This is a genomic window from Mesorhizobium sp. M1078 (genome assembly GCF_040318615.1).
Classification (GTDB): domain Bacteria; phylum Pseudomonadota; class Alphaproteobacteria; order Rhizobiales; family Rhizobiaceae; genus Mesorhizobium.
Genome location: NZ_JAMYMP010000009.1, coordinates 52,097 through 71,264, shown reverse-complemented (window position 1 = coordinate 71,264; position 19,168 = coordinate 52,097). Strand labels below are relative to the sequence as shown.

General features: G+C 63.1%; 17 protein-coding genes. 13 read left to right on the top strand and 4 right to left on the bottom strand.

The features are described 5' to 3' along the window. Positions 1-9: 9 nt before the first annotated feature. Genes NKH38_RS14570 through NKH38_RS14555 form a run of 4 tightly spaced genes read left to right on the top strand, consistent with a single transcriptional unit; the run spans position 10 to position 5,845 of the window. Positions 10-1,581, top strand: a complete 1,572-nt coding sequence (locus tag NKH38_RS14570; protein WP_352763102.1) for a phytoene desaturase family protein — start codon at positions 10-12, stop codon at positions 1,579-1,581. Then, entirely contained in the window at positions 1,581-2,063 is a 483-nt protein-coding gene (locus NKH38_RS14565) for a MarR family winged helix-turn-helix transcriptional regulator (protein ID WP_023682744.1), read from the top strand. Before NKH38_RS14570 ends, NKH38_RS14565 begins: the two co-directional genes overlap by 1 nt. A gap of 43 nt (positions 2,064-2,106) precedes the next feature. Further along, entirely contained in the window at positions 2,107-4,260 is a 2,154-nt protein-coding gene (locus NKH38_RS14560) for a thiamine pyrophosphate-dependent enzyme (RefSeq protein ID WP_352763104.1), read from the top strand. Continuing rightward, positions 4,253-5,845 (top strand): indolepyruvate oxidoreductase subunit beta family protein, encoded by a 1,593-nt coding sequence (locus NKH38_RS14555; RefSeq protein WP_352763106.1) that lies wholly within the window; start codon positions 4,253-4,255, stop codon positions 5,843-5,845. Before NKH38_RS14560 ends, NKH38_RS14555 begins: the two co-directional genes overlap by 8 nt. Positions 5,846-5,978: 133 nt before the next feature. Here the strand turns inward: NKH38_RS14555 and NKH38_RS14550 are convergent, their stop codons facing one another. Next, on the bottom strand, positions 5,979-6,875 hold the full coding sequence (locus NKH38_RS14550; RefSeq protein WP_023729147.1) for a LysR family transcriptional regulator: 897 nt from the start codon (positions 6,873-6,875) through the stop codon (positions 5,979-5,981). A gap of 228 nt (positions 6,876-7,103) precedes the next feature. Here NKH38_RS14550 and NKH38_RS14545 point away from each other — a divergent pair, with 228 nt between their 5' ends. From NKH38_RS14545 to NKH38_RS14530, 4 genes are all read left to right on the top strand, one after another. Then, the gene (locus NKH38_RS14545; RefSeq protein ID WP_023740542.1) at positions 7,104-7,838 is read left to right on the top strand and encodes an SDR family NAD(P)-dependent oxidoreductase; all 735 of its coding nucleotides are present in this window, start codon (positions 7,104-7,106) and stop codon (positions 7,836-7,838) included. A gap of 50 nt (positions 7,839-7,888) precedes the next feature. Continuing rightward, a complete protein-coding gene (locus NKH38_RS14540; RefSeq protein ID WP_352763110.1) occupies positions 7,889-8,641 on the top strand; it encodes an SDR family NAD(P)-dependent oxidoreductase in 753 nt (250 codons plus the stop codon). A 32-nt stretch (positions 8,642-8,673) separates the two neighbouring features. Continuing rightward, positions 8,674-9,273 (top strand): NADPH-dependent F420 reductase, encoded by a 600-nt coding sequence (locus tag NKH38_RS14535; protein ID WP_352763112.1) that lies wholly within the window; start codon positions 8,674-8,676, stop codon positions 9,271-9,273. 133 nt (positions 9,274-9,406) lie between these two features. Next, positions 9,407-10,039 carry a class I SAM-dependent methyltransferase gene (locus NKH38_RS14530; protein WP_352763114.1) on the top strand — a complete coding sequence of 211 codons (633 nt, stop codon included), beginning with the start codon at positions 9,407-9,409 and terminating at the stop codon, positions 10,037-10,039. Between the two features lie 269 nt (positions 10,040-10,308). Here NKH38_RS14530 and NKH38_RS14525 read toward each other — a convergent pair whose 3' ends face one another. Further along, positions 10,309-10,902: a DJ-1/PfpI family protein gene (locus NKH38_RS14525; protein WP_023732292.1), complete on the bottom strand. Its 594-nt coding sequence runs from the start codon at positions 10,900-10,902 to the stop codon at positions 10,309-10,311. Between the two features lie 161 nt (positions 10,903-11,063). Beyond that, complete coding sequence (locus NKH38_RS14520) at positions 11,064-11,762, bottom strand: GntR family transcriptional regulator (protein ID WP_023710074.1); 699 nt, start codon at positions 11,760-11,762, stop codon at positions 11,064-11,066. Between the two features lie 172 nt (positions 11,763-11,934). Here NKH38_RS14520 and NKH38_RS14515 point away from each other — a divergent pair, with 172 nt between their 5' ends. The 3 genes from NKH38_RS14515 (at position 11,935) to NKH38_RS14505 (ending at position 15,491) form a co-directional block, all read left to right on the top strand. Continuing rightward, a complete protein-coding gene (locus NKH38_RS14515; protein WP_352763115.1) occupies positions 11,935-13,161 on the top strand; it encodes an iron-containing alcohol dehydrogenase in 1,227 nt (408 codons plus the stop codon). A gap of 58 nt (positions 13,162-13,219) precedes the next feature. Continuing rightward, positions 13,220-14,668, top strand: a complete 1,449-nt coding sequence (locus tag NKH38_RS14510; protein ID WP_352763169.1) for an NAD-dependent succinate-semialdehyde dehydrogenase — start codon at positions 13,220-13,222, stop codon at positions 14,666-14,668. 151 nt (positions 14,669-14,819) lie between these two features. Then, complete coding sequence (locus NKH38_RS14505; protein WP_502896634.1) at positions 14,820-15,491, top strand: alpha/beta hydrolase; 672 nt, start codon at positions 14,820-14,822, stop codon at positions 15,489-15,491. A 324-nt stretch (positions 15,492-15,815) separates the two neighbouring features. Here NKH38_RS14505 and NKH38_RS14500 read toward each other — a convergent pair whose 3' ends face one another. Then, entirely contained in the window at positions 15,816-16,712 is an 897-nt protein-coding gene (locus NKH38_RS14500) for an NAD(P)/FAD-dependent oxidoreductase (RefSeq protein ID WP_023729137.1), read from the bottom strand. 123 nt (positions 16,713-16,835) lie between these two features. Here NKH38_RS14500 and NKH38_RS14495 point away from each other — a divergent pair, with 123 nt between their 5' ends. After that, positions 16,836-17,465, top strand: coding sequence for a TetR/AcrR family transcriptional regulator (locus tag NKH38_RS14495; protein WP_023729136.1), 630 nt, complete (start codon positions 16,836-16,838; stop codon positions 17,463-17,465). A 524-nt stretch (positions 17,466-17,989) separates the two neighbouring features. Next, positions 17,990-19,165, top strand: a complete 1,176-nt coding sequence (locus NKH38_RS14490) for a zinc-dependent alcohol dehydrogenase (protein ID WP_023682758.1) — start codon at positions 17,990-17,992, stop codon at positions 19,163-19,165. The last annotated feature ends 3 nt before the right edge of the window (positions 19,166-19,168 follow it).

Here is a 19,168-nt window from a genome sequence, read left to right as displayed (position 1 = left end):
CACGCTGAGGTGAGCCAGCCGGATCACATCATCGTTGGCAGCGGCATCAACGCGCTGGTCTGCGCGGCGATGCTTGGCGGCAAGGGCGCGAAGGTGCTCGTCCTCGAGCGCAACGACCGCATCGGCGGCTGCATGCGTACCGAGGAGATCACCGCGCCCGGCTTCATCCATGACGTGATGGCGACCACCTTCGTGCTGTTCATCACCTCGCCGGCCTTTGCGGCATTGGGCAGCGATCTCGCGCGGCACGGGCTGGAGTTCTGTCACACCGGCACGCCAACCGGCGTGCTGCGGCCGGACGGCAGCCATGCCGTGCTCACCACCGACCGCGCCGCCAACGTCGCTGCAATCAATGCGATCGCCCCCGGCGATGGCGACCGGCACGCCGACGATGTCGGCAGCATCGAGCGCAATGCCGGCCTGCTGTTCGGCCTGCTCGGCGGCAGCCTGTGGTCTTATCCGACAGCCAAGCTGTTGGCCGGCGATGCCTGGCGGCGCAGCCCGCGTGGCCTTGCCGCTTTTCTGGGTGAGGCACTGGTGCCGGCGCGCAGCTGGTTGGAAAGCACCTATCAGTCCGAGACAATCCGCGCGCTGTGGGCGCCCTGGGTGCTGCATGCCGGGCTTGGACCGGAAGATGCTTTCTCAGGGCAGATCGCCAAGGTCATTGCCTTCGCGCTGGAAGCGGCCGGCGCGCCGATCGTCAAGGGCGGGGCGAAGAACCTGCTCGCCGCCTTCGAAGCCTTGATCCGTGAACGCGGCGGCGAAATCCGCACCGGCGCCGATGTCGCCTCGATCGTCCAGAGCGGTGGCCGCGCGACCGGCGTGCGGCTGGCATCCGCCGAAACGATTACAGCAAACAAGAGCGTCATCTGCTCGGTCACGCCGACGCAGCTTTACGGCCGGCTGCTCGGCGCGGATGCTCCCAAAGCCGAGGTCGAGGCGACACAGAAATATCGCTACGGCAAAGGCAATTTCCAGATCCACTATGCGCTGGCCAAGCCGCCGGCATGGCGCGGCGAAGGCCTCGACAAGGTGGCGCTGCTGCACCTGACGCCGGGGCTCGATGGCGTCTCGAAAGCCTGCAACGAGGCGGCGCGCGGGATGCTGCCGGAAGTGCCGACCATCTGCGTCGGCCAGCCGCATGCGCTCGATCCATCGCGCTGCCCGGAAGGCAAGGCGATCCTGTGGCTGCAACTGCCCGAGGCGCCCCGGCACATCAAGGGTGACGCCGCCGGCAAGCTGCAGACGCCGGCTGACGGACAATGGACCGAGGCGCTGCGTGAAGCCTACGCCGACCGCGTCGAAACCATTCTCGCCAGCCACATCGATGGCTTCAAGGGCAGCGTGATTGCGCGCCGCGCCTATTCGCCGGCCGATCTGGAAGCGATGAACATCAATCTGGTCGGCGGTGATCCTTATGGCGGGTCCTCGACCCTCGACCAGTCGTTCCTGTGGCGCCCATTCAAGACCAGCCGCAACCACCAGACCGGCATCAAAAACCTCTATCACATCGGCGCGTCCACCCATCCGGGCGCGGGCCTCGGCGGCGGTTCCGGTTTTCTGCTGGCGGGGAGGCTTTGATGGAGCAGAAGGTTCCGGAAAAGCGCCAGCGCATTTCGACGCTTGGCCAGATCGGCCTGCAGCAATTCGCGCCCTATCTGATGAACCGCATCATGGGGCGCTACAACGCCACCTTGCGCGACGATTTCCGCAAGCAGGGCCTGACCATTCCGCAGGTCCGCACGCTGGCCGTGCTGTCGGTCACCGACGGCGTCACCGTCAACGACCTCTCGGTCTACACCGTCATCGAGCAGTCGACATTGAGCCGCACGCTCGACACGTTGGAAGGGCAAGGTTTCGTGCGGCGCGAGCAAGGCGTCACCGACAGCCGCATCCGCCATGTCTTCCTGACCGATGACGGCCGCGCCGAGTTCACCCGCGCCTGGCCGGCCATGCATGATGCGTTCGAGGCGATGTTCGACGATGTCGACGACGCCGAATACGCGGCTCTGATCGCCACATTGCAGAAGATGCTGAAGAACATTCGCAAGCACGACATCTAGACGCAGGCGCCGGCCGCACCGCCGGCAACGGAAGGTTGGAAAAATGGCCGAACGGTCTTTTACCAAGGAAGTCGAAAAACTCAGGCTCGGCGATGGCGAGGAATTTGCCGGCGAAGGCATTCTCGCCATCACCAAGGCGCTGCTGCAATGCGGCGTCGGCTATGTCGGCGGATACCAGGGCGCGCCGATCAGCCATCTGATGGACGTGCTGGCCGACGCACAGGACATTCTGGGCGAACTCGGGGTGCATTTCGAGGCGAGCGCCTCGGAAGCCACCGCCACCGCCATGCTCGCTGCCTCGGTCCATTATCCGATCCGTGGCGCGGCGACCTTCAAGTCGACTGTCGGCACCAATGTCGCGTCCGACGCGCTCGCCAACCTTGCCTCCGGTGGCGTTACCGGCGGCGCGCTGATCATCGTCGGCGAGGATTATGGCGAGGGTTCCTCGATCATGCAGGAGCGCAGCCATGCCTTCGCCATGAAAAGCCAGGTCTGGCTGCTCGACCCGCGCCCCAACCTGCCTTCGATCGTCAAGGCGGTCGAGGATGGCTTCGAGCTATCCGAGGCGTCCAATACGCCGGTGATGCTGCAGGTGCGCATCCGCTGCTGCCACGTCCACGGCCATTTCATCGCCAAGGACAACAAGCGCCCGCCGATGACGGTGGCCGATGCGCTCGACGCGCCGCGCCGCGACACCGGCCGCATCGTGCTGCCACCCGCCTCCTTCCTGCACGAGAAGGAGAAGGTGCAAAAACGCTGGCCGGCGGCTGTCGATTTCATCGCGAGGAACAAGATCAACGAATTCTTCGGCTCGGATCACGGTTCGGTCGGCATCGTCATGCAGGGCGGCATGTACAATTCGGTCATCCGCGCCTTGCAGCGTCTCGGCCTTGCCGACACCTACGGGGAGACGGATGTGCCGCTCTATGTGCTCAACGCCGTCTATCCCCTGATAGACGATGAGTTCCTGTCTTTCTGCGAAGGCAAGCAGGCGGTGCTCGTGGTCGAGGAGGGCCAGCCCAACTACATCGAGCAAGCCTTTGCCGCCATGCTGCACAAGGCCGGGCGCGGCACCAGGCTCGTCGGCAAGGAATATCTGCCGATGGCCGGAGAGTATACCGGCCAAGTCATGCTCGATGGCATCGGCGCTTTCCTGCGCGCCGAGGCCCCCCATCTCTTGCCTGGCGAGGTGCGAGCACCCAACAAGGTCGGCGACGGCGTCGACACCGCCGACCTGATCAACGTCGTGCCGGGACGTCCGCCAGGCTTCTGCATCGGTTGCCCGGAGCGGCCGATTTTTGCCGCGACAAAGCTGGTCGAGCAGGAACTCGGCAACCACCACATCGCCTCCGACATCGGCTGCCACCTGTTCTCGATCATGCCGCCTTTCGAGCTCGGCGCCACCACCATGGGATATGGGCTGGGGCCGGCATCGGCATCGGCGTTCAATTCGCCCGACGCCAAACGGAGGTCGATCTCCTTCGTCGGCGATGGCGGCTTCTGGCACAACGGCCTGACCTCCTCGATCGGCAACGCGGTGTTCAACAAGAATGACGGCGTAATCGTCATCGTCGACAATTTTTACTCCGCCGCCACCGGTGGGCAGGACATCCTGTCGTCGCGCGCGGGCAACAAGACCAAGTCGACCAAGCATCCGATCACCGAAGCGGTGAAGGGCATGGGCGTCAAATGGCTGCGCCACATCGACCGCACCTACGATGTCGGCAAGATGCAGGACACGCTGCGCGAGGCGCTGACGACGGAGGAAAAGGGACCAAAGGTCATCGTCGCCTCTTCCGAATGCATGCTCAACCGCCAGCGTCGCGAAAAGCCGCTGGTCGACAAGGCGATCAAGGGAGGGACCCGTGTCGTCAAGCCGAAATTCGGCGTCGACGAGGACATCTGCACCGGCGACCACGCCTGCATGCGGCTGTCCGGCTGCCCGTCGCTGTCGGTGAAATCGCTCGACGATCCCTTGCGCGACGATCCGGTGGCATCGATCGACCAGAGCTGCGTCGGCTGCGGCAATTGCGGGGAGGTGGCGGACGCCGCCGTGCTGTGCCCATCCTTCTACCGCGCCGATGTCGTGCACAATCCGGGCCGCTGGGACCGTTTCCTGGAAAGCGCTCGCCGCGCCGTGATCGGCCTGATGCAGCGCCGCCGCGAGAGCCGTAGGTTGACGTTCGCCGATGCTTGACCAGGCTTCGCCCTTGCGCCCGAAATCCGGTGCCGCCGATACCGAGCCGGTGATCAAACTCGCTTTGCTCGCGGTCGGCGGCCAGGGCGGGGGCGTGCTCGCCGACTGGATCACCGATGTCGCCGAGCGCAATGGTTACGTCGCGCAATCGACCTCCGTCGCCGGCGTCGCCCAGCGCACCGGCGCTACGATCTATTACGTCGAGATGGCCCGCGACACCGGCCGGCTGCCGGTCTTTGCCCTGTCGCCTTCGCAGGGCGACGTCGACATATTGATCGCCGCCGAGCTGATGGAAGCCGGCCGCGCCATCATCAGGGGCTTCGTCACGCCCGATCGCACCACGCTCATTGCTTCTTCACATCGCATTGCGGCGGTGTCGGAAAAGATCGAGCCGGGTGACGGCCGGGCCTCGTCTTCCAAGGTACACGCGACGGCGGAAGCTGCATCGAAACGCTTCATCGCCTTCGACATGGAAAAGATCGCCGCCGACAATGGCTCGATGATTTCCGCCAGCCTGCTTGGCGCGCTGGCCGGCTCCGACGCATTGCCGTTCAGGCGTGAAAGCTATGAGCAAGCGATCGGCGCCGGCGGCCGAGGCGCGAAAGCCAGCCTCGCTGCCTTCGCCGTAGCCTACGACCGCGCGCGCGGTACGACGGCCCCCGCGCCAGAGCCGGCAGAACCGGCCACGGTCGACCCCGCTCCGGGTGCAGGGCGCGTGAGCGGTCCGCAGAACCTGCTGCAGGGTTGGCAGGCGCTGGCCGCCCGCATCGACCTGATGCCCGCGGCGGTGCGCGACATGGCGCTCCGGGGCCTGAGAAAGGTCGTCGACTACCAGGACATCGCCTTTGGCCGCGACTATCTCGACCGGTTGGACAAGGCCGTTGCGCTTGATGATCCCGGCCATGCCCATGCATTGTCCATCGCTGCCGCCAAGCATCTGGCCAACGCGCTGTGCTACGACGACATGATCCGCGTCGCCGATCTCAAGACACGTTCGACGCGTGACCGGCGGGTGCGCAAGGAGGTGGGCGTCAAGTACGGCTCCATCCTGCAGGTGACCGAGTATTTCCATCCGCGCATCGAGGAGTTCTGCGGCACTTTGCCGGCGGGGTTGGGCAGCTACATCGAGAACCGACCGAAACTTGCAGGCTTTCTCGACCGGCGCATCAATCATGGCCGGCGCATCCGCACCGACAGCTTTGCCGGCTTTGCGGTCCTCTGGTTGATTGGCGGCCTGCGCCGCTGGCGGCGGCGCCTGTTGCGCCACAAGGTCGAGACGGCGCATCTGGAGCGCTGGTATGCGCTGGCGCTCAGCCACGCGCCTCAGGACTACGCGCTCGCCGTCGAAATCTTGAACTGCCGCCGGCTGATCAAGGGCTACAGCGACACCCACCTCCGCGCCCAGTCCAAATTCGATCGCGTGCTGTCGGCGCTCGATCTGGTCAAGGGCCGCGATGACGCTGCCGACTGGATCAGGCGGTTGCGCGAAGCTGCGCTGAAAGACGAGAAAGGCGACATGCTCGATGGCGCGCTGAAGACGGTGGCATCGTTGTCTGATCATGGTGTGGGAAGAGGTCGAACTTAGGCTGGTACCTCTGCGCTACTCCCGCCGTTTCCCTACTCCCACTGGATTCGCGGATTGAACACGCCGCTTCAGGCGATCGCAGCTCGGCTTCCACCCGGATTGCGGGAAGCGTTGGCGGCGGACCTGCCGGGCGTCAGTCGCGCGATATGGACAGCCCCGAGAGAAGCGGAGCGTACGCGGCGAGCCTGCGGGATACGAACTCCGTGAAGAGCCGCACCCGCTTCGTCTTGCGTGTCTCGCCTTGCGTGAGAAGCCACAGTGTCCCATGCATGGGCACGTCGATCCCCGGCACCCTCACCAGCAGGGGGTCGGCATCTCCAACGAAGCACGGCAGTTTCGTTATCCCAATCCCTTGGTGCGCCGCGATGATCTGCGTCTCGGCGTCAGGTGTCCTGAACGGTACTCCCGTGACTTGAACTTCTCCCTCGCGCGCCCAGTCCGGAATTCCATGATTGTCTATGCCTATCCACCGGATGGGATCAGGCGTGCCCGCACGCCACGCGGCTAGTCGATCGCGAGACATGTAGACGCCGCTGAACAGCTCCGGTCCCTTCAGGCCGTGAAGATTGAGCGGCAGGGTCTTGCGGTCGGCGACAATGCGGATCGCGACGTCGGCCTCTCGGTTGGTCAGATTTGCCAGCTCACCGGACGACAAGATTTCCATCTCGATGTCGCGATGCAGACGCGCGAAGTCGGCGAGATCCGGCATGAGCAGGTGTGTGGCGAGGAACGGTGGAAGCGTCACCCGCAAAAGTCCGCGCGCGCTCTGGTCACGACCGAAGACGCGCGTCTCCAGCTGGTGCGACGACGCTTCCATCTGGGTCGCGAGATCGAGGACCTCTTCGCCCGCAGCCGTCAGGCGGTAGCCGGAAGGCAGCTTTTCGAACACCTGCGCCCCGAGGCGTTCCTCGAGCTGAGCGATGCGTCGCAGCACGGTCGAGTGGTTCACACCGAGGCGCGCGGCGGCGGCACGTACCGAGCCTCCGCGCGCGGCGGCAAGAAAGTAGCGAACGTCATCCCAGTCGATCATGGTGCATTCCCGCGCAGCGCAGTGCGGCTTGCAAAGCCCATACTAACACGATCAGCCGTAGTTCGTGCGGTCATCGTGGCCTTCAATCATCTAGCTGGATCGTTTTCGCACCAGCGATGTGCGCGATTGTGCACTCACCGCCCGACTTCGGCGAACCCATCTTGAGGCTCTCGCGGGGCTTTCCCGTGCAGCCAAAGACACGAGACGGCGAAACGAAGGATGCATGGCATGAACAGACTGAATGGAAAGACCGCTGTGATAACCGGCGGCGCTACGGGCATCGGCCGCGCCGCAGCCAAGCGCTTTATCGAGGAGGGCGCCTTCGTCTTCATCTTTGGCCGCCGGCAGGAAGCGCTCGACGCAGCCGTGGCCGACCTTGGGCCTGGTGCCCGCGCCGTTAAGGGCTCGGTCTCGGATGAGGCCGACCTCGACCGACTCTACGCTGCGGTGAAGGCCGAGCGCGGAAGCCTCGATATCGTCTTCGCCAATGCCGGGGCGGGAAGCCCGCTTCCGCTCGGCCAGATCACCGCCAGGCACATTGACGAAACCTTCGACACCAATGTGAAGGGTACGATCTTTACGGTCCAGAAGGCGCTGCCGCTGATGAGCCAGGGCGGTTCGATCATCCTGACCGGGTCGAGCGCCGGCACCACGGGCGCTCCGGGGTTCACTGCCTATAGCGCGAGCAAGGCGGCAGTGCGCAACCTGGCGCGGACCTGGGCGGAAGACCTGAAGGGCACCGGCATCCGCGTAAACGTGCTGTCGCCCGGAGCGACGGCGACCGAACTCGCGAAGGAGGCGTTAGGCGAGGAAGGCCAGAAGGCCTACGGCGCGATGACCCCGCTCCAGCGCATGGCCGATCCGGCGGAGATCGGCGCCGCGGCCGCCTTCCTCGCGTCGCCGGACAGCAGCTTCATGACCGCCAGCGAGGTCGCCGTCGACGGCGGCCTGGCTCAACTCTGACCCCCAGCGCGGTCCGTACCTGGGCCGCGCGCAACGAAAGACAAAGAATTATGAAAAAACTCGAAGGCAAGATCGCAGTCATCACGGGCGGAAGCAGCGGGATCGGATTGGCCACAGCCAAGCGCTTCGTAGAAGAAGGAGCGCACGTCGTGATTACCGGGCGAAGAGAGAAGGAGTTGAAGGAGGCCGCAGCCTTCATCATGAAAAACGTTACGACGGTCGTGGGTGACGTGTCGCTCCTGGAAGATCTGGATCGCCTCTATGCCGTCGTGAAGGTGAAACATGGTCATATCGACATTCTCTTCGCCAACGCCGGCGCGGGGACGATCGCACCGCTCGCCGTCGCTACCGAGGCACATTTTGATCAGACCTTCGATGTGAACGTGAAGGGTCTGTTCTTTACGGTGCAGAAGGCCCTTCCCCTGTTCAAAGACGGCGGTTCGATCATCCTGAATTCTTCAGTGTCGAACGTGTTGGGGCTTCCAGGGTTTAGTACCTACGCCGCGAGCAAGGCGGCTGTACGCAACTTCGCGCGCGCTTGGACACTGGAATTCAAAGACCGCAAAATCCGCGTCAATGCAATGAGTCCGGGACCAATCGAGGCGCCGGCCTTGGAGACAACGACTGGCCTTACCCCTGAGCAAGCCGAGCAAGCGGCCGCCCAGTTTGCGTCACAGATCCCAATGGGTCGCAGGGGCAAACCAGAGGAAATCGCGGCTGCCGTAACGTTCCTCGCCTCCGATGAAAGTTCTTTCGTCACCGGCGTGGATCTCGCCGTCGACGGAGGCATGGCGCAAGTCTGACCCCGGCATTAGCACCAGATCGGAGAAGTACTATGAACTATGCAATCGTAGGATTCGGCAATATCGGACAAGCCCTTGCCAAGGCGTTTGCCCGAAACGGCATCGAAGTTTCCGTTACAACCACACGCGACCCGGAAAGCTTTGCCGCCGATGCGGCCGCGATCGGACCCACGATCATCCCCAAAAAACTGGCGGAAGCCATCAAGGCGGACATCATCTTTTTGGCTGTCCGCTTCGAGGCGCACCCGAATGTCGCGAAGGCGCTCCCTTCCTGGCAGGGGAAGACGATCATCGATGTGACCAATGCCTATGGCGTGCCCCCGGAGGAACTGGGAGGACAACCTTCTTCCAAGTTCATCGCGCAGGCCTTCTCTGGCGCAAAACTGGTCAAGGGCTTCAACCATCTGGTCGCCCCGGTGCTTGATCAGGATCCGGCCGTACATGGTGGCCGGAGGGTCGTGTTCCTGGCAAGCGACGATGACGCTGCCGCAACACGGATTGGGGAGCTTGCGGAAAATCTCGGTTTCGCGCCGATCAACCTTGGCGGGGTGTCGGAAGGTGGCCTGCTGGTCCAGGCGCGCGGAAACAGATGGGGCCATCTGATCTTCAAGGACTTGGTCAAATTCGACTGACGAGCGCGACGTCCTCGGCAAAGAGACGACGCACGCGATCGGAACTCGGATCGGATCAAGCTCGATCCGATCCGAGCAAATGGAGAAATCACTATGAGCACCGAGAAGAATATCCACTCCTAAGGAGATTTCGATGTACGACCAATCCAAGGTGTCCGAATTAATCCGGTTCGCACGAATCGAGGCGGGCTCCACCGTGATCGACGTTTACCCTGGCGACGGAGACTGGACGCGCCTCTTCTCCGACATCGTCGGATCAGAGGGGCGGGTCTACAGCTTCGTGCCGGCCGAAGTCGCCCACTTCAAGAACGATCCGGTCGGCCTCATGCGAACGCTCGCGAAGGAGCCGAGCCGAGAGAACGTCGAAGCCACCTCGGCGGATCTCGTCGCGATGCCGGAGATTACGCAGCCAGCCGATGTCCTATGGCTGCACCTGTTCTACCACGATCTTCACACCGCCTTGATCCAGAAGAAGGGTGCGACGGCGGCCGACTTCAATCGAGCTGTCTACAAGCGGCTGAAACCCGGTGGGTCCTACGTTATCGTCGACCACGCCGCCGCCACTGGGTCGGGCACGAGCGACACCCGGTCGCTGCATCGGATCGACCCTGCATTCGTCCGCGAGGAGGTGGAGGCGGCCGGCTTCGTACTGGACGCGGAAAGCACCGTGCTCGCGAACAAGGATGACCCGCACTCGATCAAGGTGTTCGATCCCGCGATCAAGGGCGAGACCGATCGCTTCGCGTTTCGGTTCGTGAAGCCCTGACAGCTCCCGGGCGCCGACTTCATGTCAACCTCCCATTGAGTCCATCAACTCGGGTTCGGACCCGTCAAGCTGGGAAAGGTCAACGAGGATGGCGCGCTGTGCACGCACGCGATGCGACAGCGCCTTAAAGGCGTCCGAGGTGATGATGGCACAAGGTTCTGGAGCACACCTGCCGCAGGTTCCTGATCTGAACTTGATGAAATGACGGAAGTCGCCGCGCCGTTGAGGGAGCCGGCGCATCCCCTCAGGGATGCGCCGGGACAAACGGTTCAAGAATGGTGGATTTCCGTTCCCAGCACCTTCAGGCATTCACGGATGAACGCCGCAAGCGCGGTCCAGCCTTTGGCTGAAACCATGGTCCCATCGACATAGGCGTCGGTGGGAGACAAATCGATATAAGTGCCGCCGGCAAGCGTCACCTCCGGCTCGCAAGCGGCGAGCGCCGCCACCTTCTTGCCGCGCACGACGCCGTCGACCGCGATCAGAATCTGGACGCCATGGCAGATCGTGAAGATCGGCTTTTTCGCCTCGTGGAAATGGCGCACCATTGCCTGTATCCGCCTGTCGGTGCGGATGTATTCGGGGCCACGACCGCCGGCGCAATAGACAGCGTCGTACTGGCTCAGCTGCTTCTCGGCGTCGGCGAAGGTCTTGTTGATCAGCGCGTTATGGCCGGGCTTTTCGGTGTAGGTCTGATCGCCCTCGAAATCGTGCAGCGATGTCTTGATCATGTCTCCGGCGCTTTTGTCGGGGCACACGACATGAACGGTGTGTCCCACCGCTTCCATCGCCTGCTGATAGACGAAGATTTCATACTCCTCGGTGAAATCACCGGTCAGCATCAGGATTTTTTTGGCTGGCATGTCTTTTCCTCTCGGCTTGTTTCAGGGGCGAGGTGCACTGCGCGCCTCGCTTCCCGGGATCGAAATCGGCTCAGAACGGGGAATAGAATTCGTAGGCGGCAGGCTGGGCGGACAGCGGCGCGCCGCGCTTGAGGGTGCCTCTGACAAGCAACATCGCCAGGCTACTCGAACGCAGGCAGGAGCCTGTCCCGCGAATTTTCGATGTGCGCACGCATGGCTTTTTCGGCGGCGTCCGGATCGCCCGCGGCAAAGGCAGCGAGAATAGCCTCGTGCTCGTCGAGCGCCTCTTCGGTCACCCTGGAGTGATACATCAGCCGGAAGATATGGAAGTGGGTATGCTGGTGATTCAGTGTCTCGCGAATGAGTTCGTTTTGGGCGAACTCGACGATCTTGTCGTGGAAGATGGCATCCTGACGGGCGAAGTTCGAATAGCGCAGGCGTTCGTCTTTCCCCACCCGCCGAGCCATGACGCCGGCCGCCTCCTGCAGCGCGGCAAGGCGCTCGCCGTCCATTGTTGCGGTGGCTTTGGCCGCGGCGGCAGGTTCAAGCAATAGACGCAGCTCGTAAAGCTCGTCGAAGCGCCGGCGGGTGATTTGTGGGGCGGCGCGATAGCCGATCAGGTGGGTTTTCAGAACCAGCCCTTCCCCCTCCAGCCTGCCAAGCGCTTCACGAATGGGGGTATGCGAGACGTTGAATTCCTTGACGAGATTGTCGACGGTGATGCGCGATCCCGGAGCAATCCTCAAAGACATGAGCTGCGCGAATATTGCTTCGTAAACGTCGCCAGCCAGGCTGTTGGCGCGCTGAATACGACGGGTCGCACGGGCTTCATTGTCAACCGTCAGGTCCGTGTTCTGCATCGTTTGCCTCTTGACAGAACCACCCACTAACATGATGCTTCGCGAAACTCAATCCTATATCCTATACGATTTTATGGGGATATCGCATGATCATGACCTGCAGCGCCGAGGTCGGCCTCTGGCACGAAGCCAAGCCTGTCGGCTTCCAATCCGTCTTCGCAGGATCTTGTGCATGAGCTTGTTTGCAGCGGCGCGCCTGCCGAGCGAGATTCTGTTTGGCAAAGGCCAGCGCCATGTCCTGCCTGCCATTGCCACCAAATATGGGCGGCGTGCGTTCGTCTGTACCGATGAGCGCTTCGCGGCGACGTCGCAGTTCGCCGAGATTCTGGCTGGCTTGCACAACGCGGCGATCGAGGCGCTGGTCTTCGACCGAACGCTGCCGGATGTGCCGCGCGACAGCGTCGCCACCTGCATTGCGCAGGCGAAGGGTTTCAAGCCCGACATGGTGATCGGAATCGGGGGCGGCAGCTGCCTCGACATGGCCAAATGCGCTGCACTTCTGCTCAGCCATGGCGGCAAGCTCGAGGACTACTATGGCGAGTTCAAGGTACCCGGCCCTACCCTTCCGGTAATCGCAGTGCCGACGACGGCTGGAACAGGCTCCGAGGTGACCCCCGTCGCCGTGATCTCCGACCCAGATCGGACGCTGAAAGTGGGTATCGCCAGTCCGCATCTCATCGCGGCAGTGGCGCTTTGCGATCCGGATCTGACGGTGACCTGTCCACCGTCCTTGACGGCGATCGCCGGCGCCGACGCGCTGACGCACGCAATCGAGGCCTTCACAGCGGCCAAACGCGGCGCGGACCCTCATTTGCCGCAACAGCACGTGTTCATCGGCAAGAGCGCTCTGACCGACCATTTCGCGCTTTTGGCCATCAGGCTGCTCGGCCGCAGTCTGGAAAAGGCATATCGCGACGGATCGGACGAGGATGCGCGCGCCGACGTGATGATGGGAGCGCTGGCCGCCGGTTGCGCTTTCGGCACGGCGGGAACGGCCGCCGCCCATGCGGTGCAGTATCCCGTCGGTGCGCTTACCCACACCCCGCATGGTCTGGGGGTCGCCACCATGCTGCCCTATGTGATGGCCTACAACCTGGCCGCAGCAGCCGCGGAGATTGCGGAAGTCGGCACTGCTCTTGGCCTTTCCCTTCAGGGCGGCGGCGCCGATGCCTTGGCGCACGCCACCATCCGGGAGGTGAGCCGGCTGTTTGGCGCCATCGGCATCACGCCGACATTGGCCGAACTGGGTCTTCCCGAAGACAAGATCGACTGGACGGCCGAGCAGGCGCTCGGCATCGACCGATTGATCAAGAACAATCCGCGTCCGTTCGACCGCGCCGCGATGCGACGGCTGGTCAGGGCTGCCTATGACGGCGACATGTCCGCCACCATGATGTGATCGACCAGGAGTTCATCCAATGAACATTGCCGCAGGCATATCCGACGAGGATCAAGATATGTTCGACTACGCCACGGTCTCGCACAGTCTCTACATTGGCGGACGCTGGCGGCCCTCATCGGAGGGCCGCGTGATCGAAGTGGTCGATCCCTCGACTGAAGCCGTGATCGCTGCGGTTCCCGATGCAACGCTCACTGATGCCGCCGCCGCCGTCGACGCTGCCGCGAATGCGGCGGCCGGCTGGCGCGAGACCCCGCCACGCAGGCGATCGGAAATCCTGCGGCGCTGCTTCGAACTGATGACCGAACGGATGGAGACGTTGGCTGCGCTGATCTCGCTGGAGAACGGCAAGGCGCTGCGCGATGCGCGGGGTGAAGTCGCCTATGCCGCGGAGTTTTTCCGCTGGAACGCCGAGGAGGCGGTCCGCATCAGCGGCGAGTTCGGCCTTGCACCCTCGGGCGCGAACCGGATCATTGTCGACTACCAGCCCATCGGCATTTGCGTGCTCATCACGCCATGGAATTTCCCAGCCGCCATGGCGACACGTAAAATCGCTCCGGCGCTGGCGGCCGGCTGTACGGTGATCCTGAAGCCCGCCAGCGAGACACCGCTGACGGCCTATGCGCTTGCGGCGCTCTACGAGGAAGCCGGCGTGCCGCCCGGCGTCGTCAACGTCCTGACGACCTCGACCCCCGGGCCGGTGACGGCGGCCATGCTCGCCGATCCACGCGTGCGAAAGCTGTCCTTCACCGGCTCGACCGGCGTCGGCCGCGTGCTGCTGGCCGAAGCCGCGAAACACGTCATCTCCTGCTCCATGGAGCTTGGCGGCAACGCACCCTTCATCGTCTTCGACGACGCCGACCTGGAAGCCGCCCTCGACGGCGCGATGGTTGCCAAGATGCGCAACGCCGGCGAAGCCTGCACGGCCGCCAACCGGCTTTACGTCCAGGCCGGCATCCATGATGCTTTCGCGGAAGGCTTGAGCAAACGCATGGCGGCACTCACCGTGGGCCCGGGCACAGACTCAGACACAGAATGCGGGCCGATGATCACCAGGAAGGCTGTGCACAAGATCGACCGGCTTGTGCAGGACGCCGTTGCCCGCGGCGCCAAAATCCTGTGTGGTGGCGGCGTATCTGAAGGCAGAGGCTTTTTCTATCCGCCAACGGTGCTCAAGGACGTGCCGGCCGACGTTGCCATGGCTCACGAGGAGATCTTCGGTCCCGTGGCGCCGATCAGTCGCTTCGAAAGCGAGGCGGATGTCATCTCCAAAGCCAATGACACCGAATACGGTCTCGCTGCCTACATCTATACGCGCGACCTGGGCCGGGGGATGCGCGTGGCATCGAAGATCGAGTCCGGCATGATCGCGCTCAACCGCGGCCTGATGTCGGATCCGGCGGCGCCTTTCGGCGGTGTCAAGCAGAGCGGGCTGGGCCGCGAAGGCGGTCAGAAGCACGGCGTTGCCGAGTTCATGGAGGCCAAGTACATCGCCGTGACCCTGTGAGCGGACATCACGCCAAAGATCCGTTTCGCATTCGCGATCATGTGGTCGAGTTCGATGACATCGTCGCCGAGATCGTTCGCAGAAGCGAGGAGACCAGGGCGAACGTTCCCGTGGTCGCCGATGTCGCCTACGGGGCTGACGCACCGAAACCATGGATCTGTTCTTTCCCGAGGGCAAACGGGACCGCCTGCCGGTGCACATGTTCATCCACGGGGGCTATTGGCGCATGTTCTCCAAGCGCGACTATTCCTACGTCGCCGAGACCGTTACGAACGCAGGTGCGATCGCGGTCATTGTCGACTACGCGCTGATGCCGACCGTCAGGATGGCCAGGATCGTCGACCAGGTGCGCCGCGCCAAGCGATGGGTATTTGACAATGTCGCACACCATGGCGGCAATCCCGGCCTGCTGACCGTCAGCGGTCATTCCGCCGGTGCGCATCTGGCAACAATGCTTTTCGACGGTGACGAGCGGCCTTCCGGCATCAAAGCTGCGCTGCTGCTTGGCGGCCTTTACGACCTGAAGCCATTGCAGATGTCGTTCCTTGCCGCGGAGATCGCGATCACCGACGAGGAGGCCGGCCGATTCTCGCCGATCGACCACAGCTTCGATCCATCCGTGGGCGTAGATATCTCGGTCGGCGCCGATGAAACGCCGCCGTTCCACAGCCAGGCCGCACTCTTCACGGACCACCTTGACACACAGGGACTGACTGTTTCGCGCACCACCCTTGGTGGGGCCAATCACATGAGCAGCGTCCGTGACCTTGGCTTGGCTGGTACCGAGGCCGCGTCACTGCTGGCCCGCGTCGTGGCCGCCTGAGACTTCCGCCAGAAGCGCTGCTGGGCGCGACCGTTCTTCAAAGTAGCGTCGCAGCATCGAGGTGCCGACAGCGGTGGCAAATCTTCCGCCACCGGTCGCCATACCGTAAGCCCGCCGGCGATGTCGACGTCGACGTGGTTCATGCTTTCCAGCGTGATTGAGCTTGATAACCGATGTCGGCGATCGCCGTCATGCAGGCAGCCCAGTTGAGTTCTCAAAGCCAACCGGCCAAAGATGCCCCTCAGGGGAGAGCGGGCCGGCGTTCCGTAACCTCGCCTTCAGAATATGATAGCCTGCGGCAACCGGAGAAGGGAATCTGCGCTCTCAAACCAGCATCGACTGCTGGGCGGAGATCCCAGCCGTCGCGCCGTGCGATATTGCCAGGGTGACCGATGGCGGCGTGAGGGGGTTGGCGAGGTCGCCCGCGGCGTAGATGCCGGGCATGCTGGTTTCGCGGCGCTCGTCGACCTTGAGGATTACGCCGAGGGGCGTATCGACCGTGGCGAGGCCCAGTGATTCGTGCAGGCTTGCGGACGGCTTGTTGCGCGGATGCGCGAACAGGATGTCGACCGCGACCTTGGGGCCGGTATCGAGCTTGACGGTGGCGTTATGCCCCCCGTGATGGGCGATCTCGCTGATCCGGCCGTCGACGACAGGTATGTTGCGGCGCGCCAGACCGGCCCGGATATCGGGCGGAATGTCGTGACCATCAGCGAAGACCGTCAACCTGTCGGTCCAATCGTGGAACAGCCTGACCTGATTCATCGACTGTGGGCCGGACCAGACGAGGCCCCAATGCTGGCCGGCGACTTCAAAGCCGTCGCAATAGGGGCAGGGCACGATGGACGTGCCCCAACCTTCGGCAAAGCCCGGAACATCAGGCATCTGGTCGGCGACGCCATAGCTCAGGATCAGCCGGCGCGCGCCGAGGCTTCCGCCATCGCCAGTGAGGACGGAGAAATCGTCGATGGCCCCGGAGAGGCTGTCGGCCCGGGCATTGACCAGCCTGATCGTGGGATAGCGCGCCAGCTGCCGCCGCGCCTCGGCCAGGATCTCCAGCGGTGGCTTGTGATCGTGGCCGAGCAGGCCATGCGAGTGGCCGGCGAAGCGGTTGCGTGGCAAGCCGGTATCGAGAACGGTGACCTTGCGGCGAGCACGGCCGAGTTGCAGGGCACCGGCGAGACCGGCAAAGCTGCCGCCGATGATGATGACGTCATCCATAATGGGCTCCGTGTTGTGGATGAGGGGCTGGTTGGACCTGGTTGAAACATCGGCTTGCGCATTTCAGAAACTACATGGTATCGTAATCCAAGAATTAGGATACTGTCAAGGACTGGAATTGTCGTGACCGAAAATAGCCAGGGCCGGCGCGGCCGGCCCGCCAACGAGGCGCTTGGCCAAACGATACTCGACGCTGCGTCCGAACTCTTTGTGGAATTGGGTTTTCAAGCGACCACATTGGACAAGGTCGCCCAGCGGGCGAAGATATCCAAACTCAGCATCTATCGGCACTTCGAGAACAAGGAGGCGCTGTTCAGCGCGGCCATCGCGTCCGGCTGCCATCAGTTGCTTGCACCACAGGCCCTTCTTGAAGGCGTCGGCGGTTCGGTCGAGGATCAGCTCATGGCGGTGGGATCATCCCTACTTCGCACGCTGTTGAGATCAGATGTCCGCAGTGTCGAAGCCATGGTCATGGCCGACCAGACGAATCCAAAGTCGTTAAGCAAGCTCCATTACGAAGCCGGCCCCGCCAATGTCATCGCCCAAATCGAGGCCCTGTTGCGTCAGTTGCACGCGAAGGCGGTTCTGAACGTGCCCGATCCTCTCCGGTCCGCCCGCTTGTTTGCCGCGCTTTTCAAAGGATCCGATCTCCTGATTATCGCACGCTTCGATGACGCGAGAGCAGCGGACGACAACGAAATCGAATCCTATTGCCGGTCGGCCGTCGCCATGTTCATCGCTGCGCACGGCTAGCAGTCCGCCCTGCCCGCTAATCATTGTATTTCTGCGAAATACTCCGCTAGAGCCGCCGTCGCGATGGCGCCCATCCACCTCATGTCGATCGCGTCGGTCGGGCTGCGCGCCCGCCGGTGAGCGGCATCTCCTACCTGCTCCGGTCACAGCGCTGCTTCGGCCGACCCTGTGCGGGCGAGGAAGAGAATGCCGGTTACGGACGCCAGAATCGAGCAGATGACGTGTCAGCCGCCGCGAAGGACACCTGCGAACGGAACGTTTTTGGTACACTTGAGTACGTCCATTCGTGGGTCGGGCTCCAGCGGCTCGTGCCCGACGCGCCCCGGGGAAGGCCGCTGGTGCCCGCGACAGATCCTTCCAAGGTGCGGCTCTGGAATGGCCCAAAAATTCTCTCGAGCTCCCGGAACATCGGTCCGCCCCTGTGGTTCGACAAGCAGCGGCACAGTCGATCCAACCAGGCATCGGCCCGCTTAGGACAGGCGCGAGGTCCCTACCCACAGATCTTGCGAAAATAGGAGCAAGCTATGCGAGCGTTGGTCTGGCACGGCAAGGAAGACATACGCTGCGATCAGGTTTCGGACCCGGAAATTGAGGATGAACGTGACGCGATCATCAAGGTGACGAGTTGTGCCATATGCGGCTCCGACCTTCACCTCTACCACAACTATGTGCCAGCCATGCTGCCCGGCGACATCATGGGCCACGAGATGATGGGAGAGGTCGTCGAGGTCGGCAAGGGCGTCAACGGCGCTCTGAAGGAGGGAGACCGCATCGTCGTGCCGTTCACCATAATCTGCGGTGAGTGCGACCAGTGCAAGCGACAGAACTTTTCGGTTTGCGAACGCACAAACCGCAAGAAGAATCTCGGTGACAAGGTGTTCGGGCACACCACCGCGGGTCTGTTCGGCTACACTCATTTGACCGGCGGCTATCCCGGGGGACAGGCGGAATACATGCGTGTGCCGTTCGCCGATGCCACGCACGTAAAGGTGCCTGACAGCCTTACCGACGAGCAGGTTCTCTTCCTCGGCGATATTTTTCCTACCGGATGGCAGGCGGCGGCACAGTGCGACATTGAGCCCACCGATACGGTTGCGGTGTGGGGCTGCGGCCCAGTCGGGCAGATGGCCATACGCAGCGCCCTGCTGCTCGGCGCCAAACAGGTGGTGGCGATCGATTGCCTGCCGGAACGGCTTTCCATGGCCGCGGCCGGCGGCGCCATCGCCATCAATTTCGCCGAGGAAAGTGTCGTCGAACGACTGCGGGAACTCACCGGCGGAAAGGGCCCGGAGAAGTGCATCGATTGCGTCGGCATGGAAAGCCACGTCTCGCTGGCCCAGCCCGATACCGTCTACGATCGCGCAAAGCAGTTGATGCTGATGGAAAATGATCGACCGCACGTTCTGCGTGAGATGATCTATGTCTGCCGGCCGGCCGGCGTGATCTCGATCCCCGGCGTCTACAGCGGGCTGGTCGACAAGATTCCGATGGGACAGGCAATGAACAAGGGGCTCACCTTCCGAATGGGGCAGACCCATGTCAACCGTTGGACCGAGGATCTGTTGCGCCGCATCGAAGATGGCCAGATCGACCCATCCTTCGTCATCACCCATACCGTGGGGCTCGAGCAGGGACCCGAGATGTACAAGGTGTTTCGCGACAAGCAGGACAGTTGCATCAAGGTTGTACTGAAACCGTAGGGA

What these genes read in the sequence shown, in the direction of transcription:
- NKH38_RS14515 (WP_352763115.1), top strand. Translation starts at nt 11,935, where the DNA reads ATGAGCTTGTTTGCAGCGGCGCGCCTGCCGAGCGAGATTCTGTTTGGC.
- NKH38_RS14520 (WP_023710074.1), bottom strand. Translation starts at nt 11,762, where the DNA reads ATGCAGAACACGGACCTGACGGTTGACAATGAAGCCCGTGCGACCCGT.
- NKH38_RS14560 (WP_352763104.1), top strand. Translation starts at nt 2,107, where the DNA reads ATGGCCGAACGGTCTTTTACCAAGGAAGTCGAAAAACTCAGGCTCGGC.
- NKH38_RS14540 (WP_352763110.1), top strand. Translation starts at nt 7,889, where the DNA reads ATGAAAAAACTCGAAGGCAAGATCGCAGTCATCACGGGCGGAAGCAGC.
- NKH38_RS14565 (WP_023682744.1), top strand. Translation starts at nt 1,581, where the DNA reads ATGGAGCAGAAGGTTCCGGAAAAGCGCCAGCGCATTTCGACGCTTGGC.
- NKH38_RS14550 (WP_023729147.1), bottom strand. Translation starts at nt 6,875, where the DNA reads ATGATCGACTGGGATGACGTTCGCTACTTTCTTGCCGCCGCGCGCGGA.
- NKH38_RS14555 (WP_352763106.1), top strand. Translation starts at nt 4,253, where the DNA reads ATGCTTGACCAGGCTTCGCCCTTGCGCCCGAAATCCGGTGCCGCCGAT.
- NKH38_RS14535 (WP_352763112.1), top strand. Translation starts at nt 8,674, where the DNA reads ATGAACTATGCAATCGTAGGATTCGGCAATATCGGACAAGCCCTTGCC.
- NKH38_RS14530 (WP_352763114.1), top strand. Translation starts at nt 9,407, where the DNA reads ATGTACGACCAATCCAAGGTGTCCGAATTAATCCGGTTCGCACGAATC.
- NKH38_RS14490 (WP_023682758.1), top strand. Translation starts at nt 17,990, where the DNA reads ATGCGAGCGTTGGTCTGGCACGGCAAGGAAGACATACGCTGCGATCAG.
- NKH38_RS14545 (WP_023740542.1), top strand. Translation starts at nt 7,104, where the DNA reads ATGAACAGACTGAATGGAAAGACCGCTGTGATAACCGGCGGCGCTACG.
- NKH38_RS14505 (WP_502896634.1), top strand. Translation starts at nt 14,820, where the DNA reads ATGGATCTGTTCTTTCCCGAGGGCAAACGGGACCGCCTGCCGGTGCAC.
- NKH38_RS14510 (WP_352763169.1), top strand. Translation starts at nt 13,220, where the DNA reads ATGTTCGACTACGCCACGGTCTCGCACAGTCTCTACATTGGCGGACGC.
- NKH38_RS14525 (WP_023732292.1), bottom strand. Translation starts at nt 10,902, where the DNA reads ATGCCAGCCAAAAAAATCCTGATGCTGACCGGTGATTTCACCGAGGAG.
- NKH38_RS14500 (WP_023729137.1), bottom strand. Translation starts at nt 16,712, where the DNA reads ATGGATGACGTCATCATCATCGGCGGCAGCTTTGCCGGTCTCGCCGGT.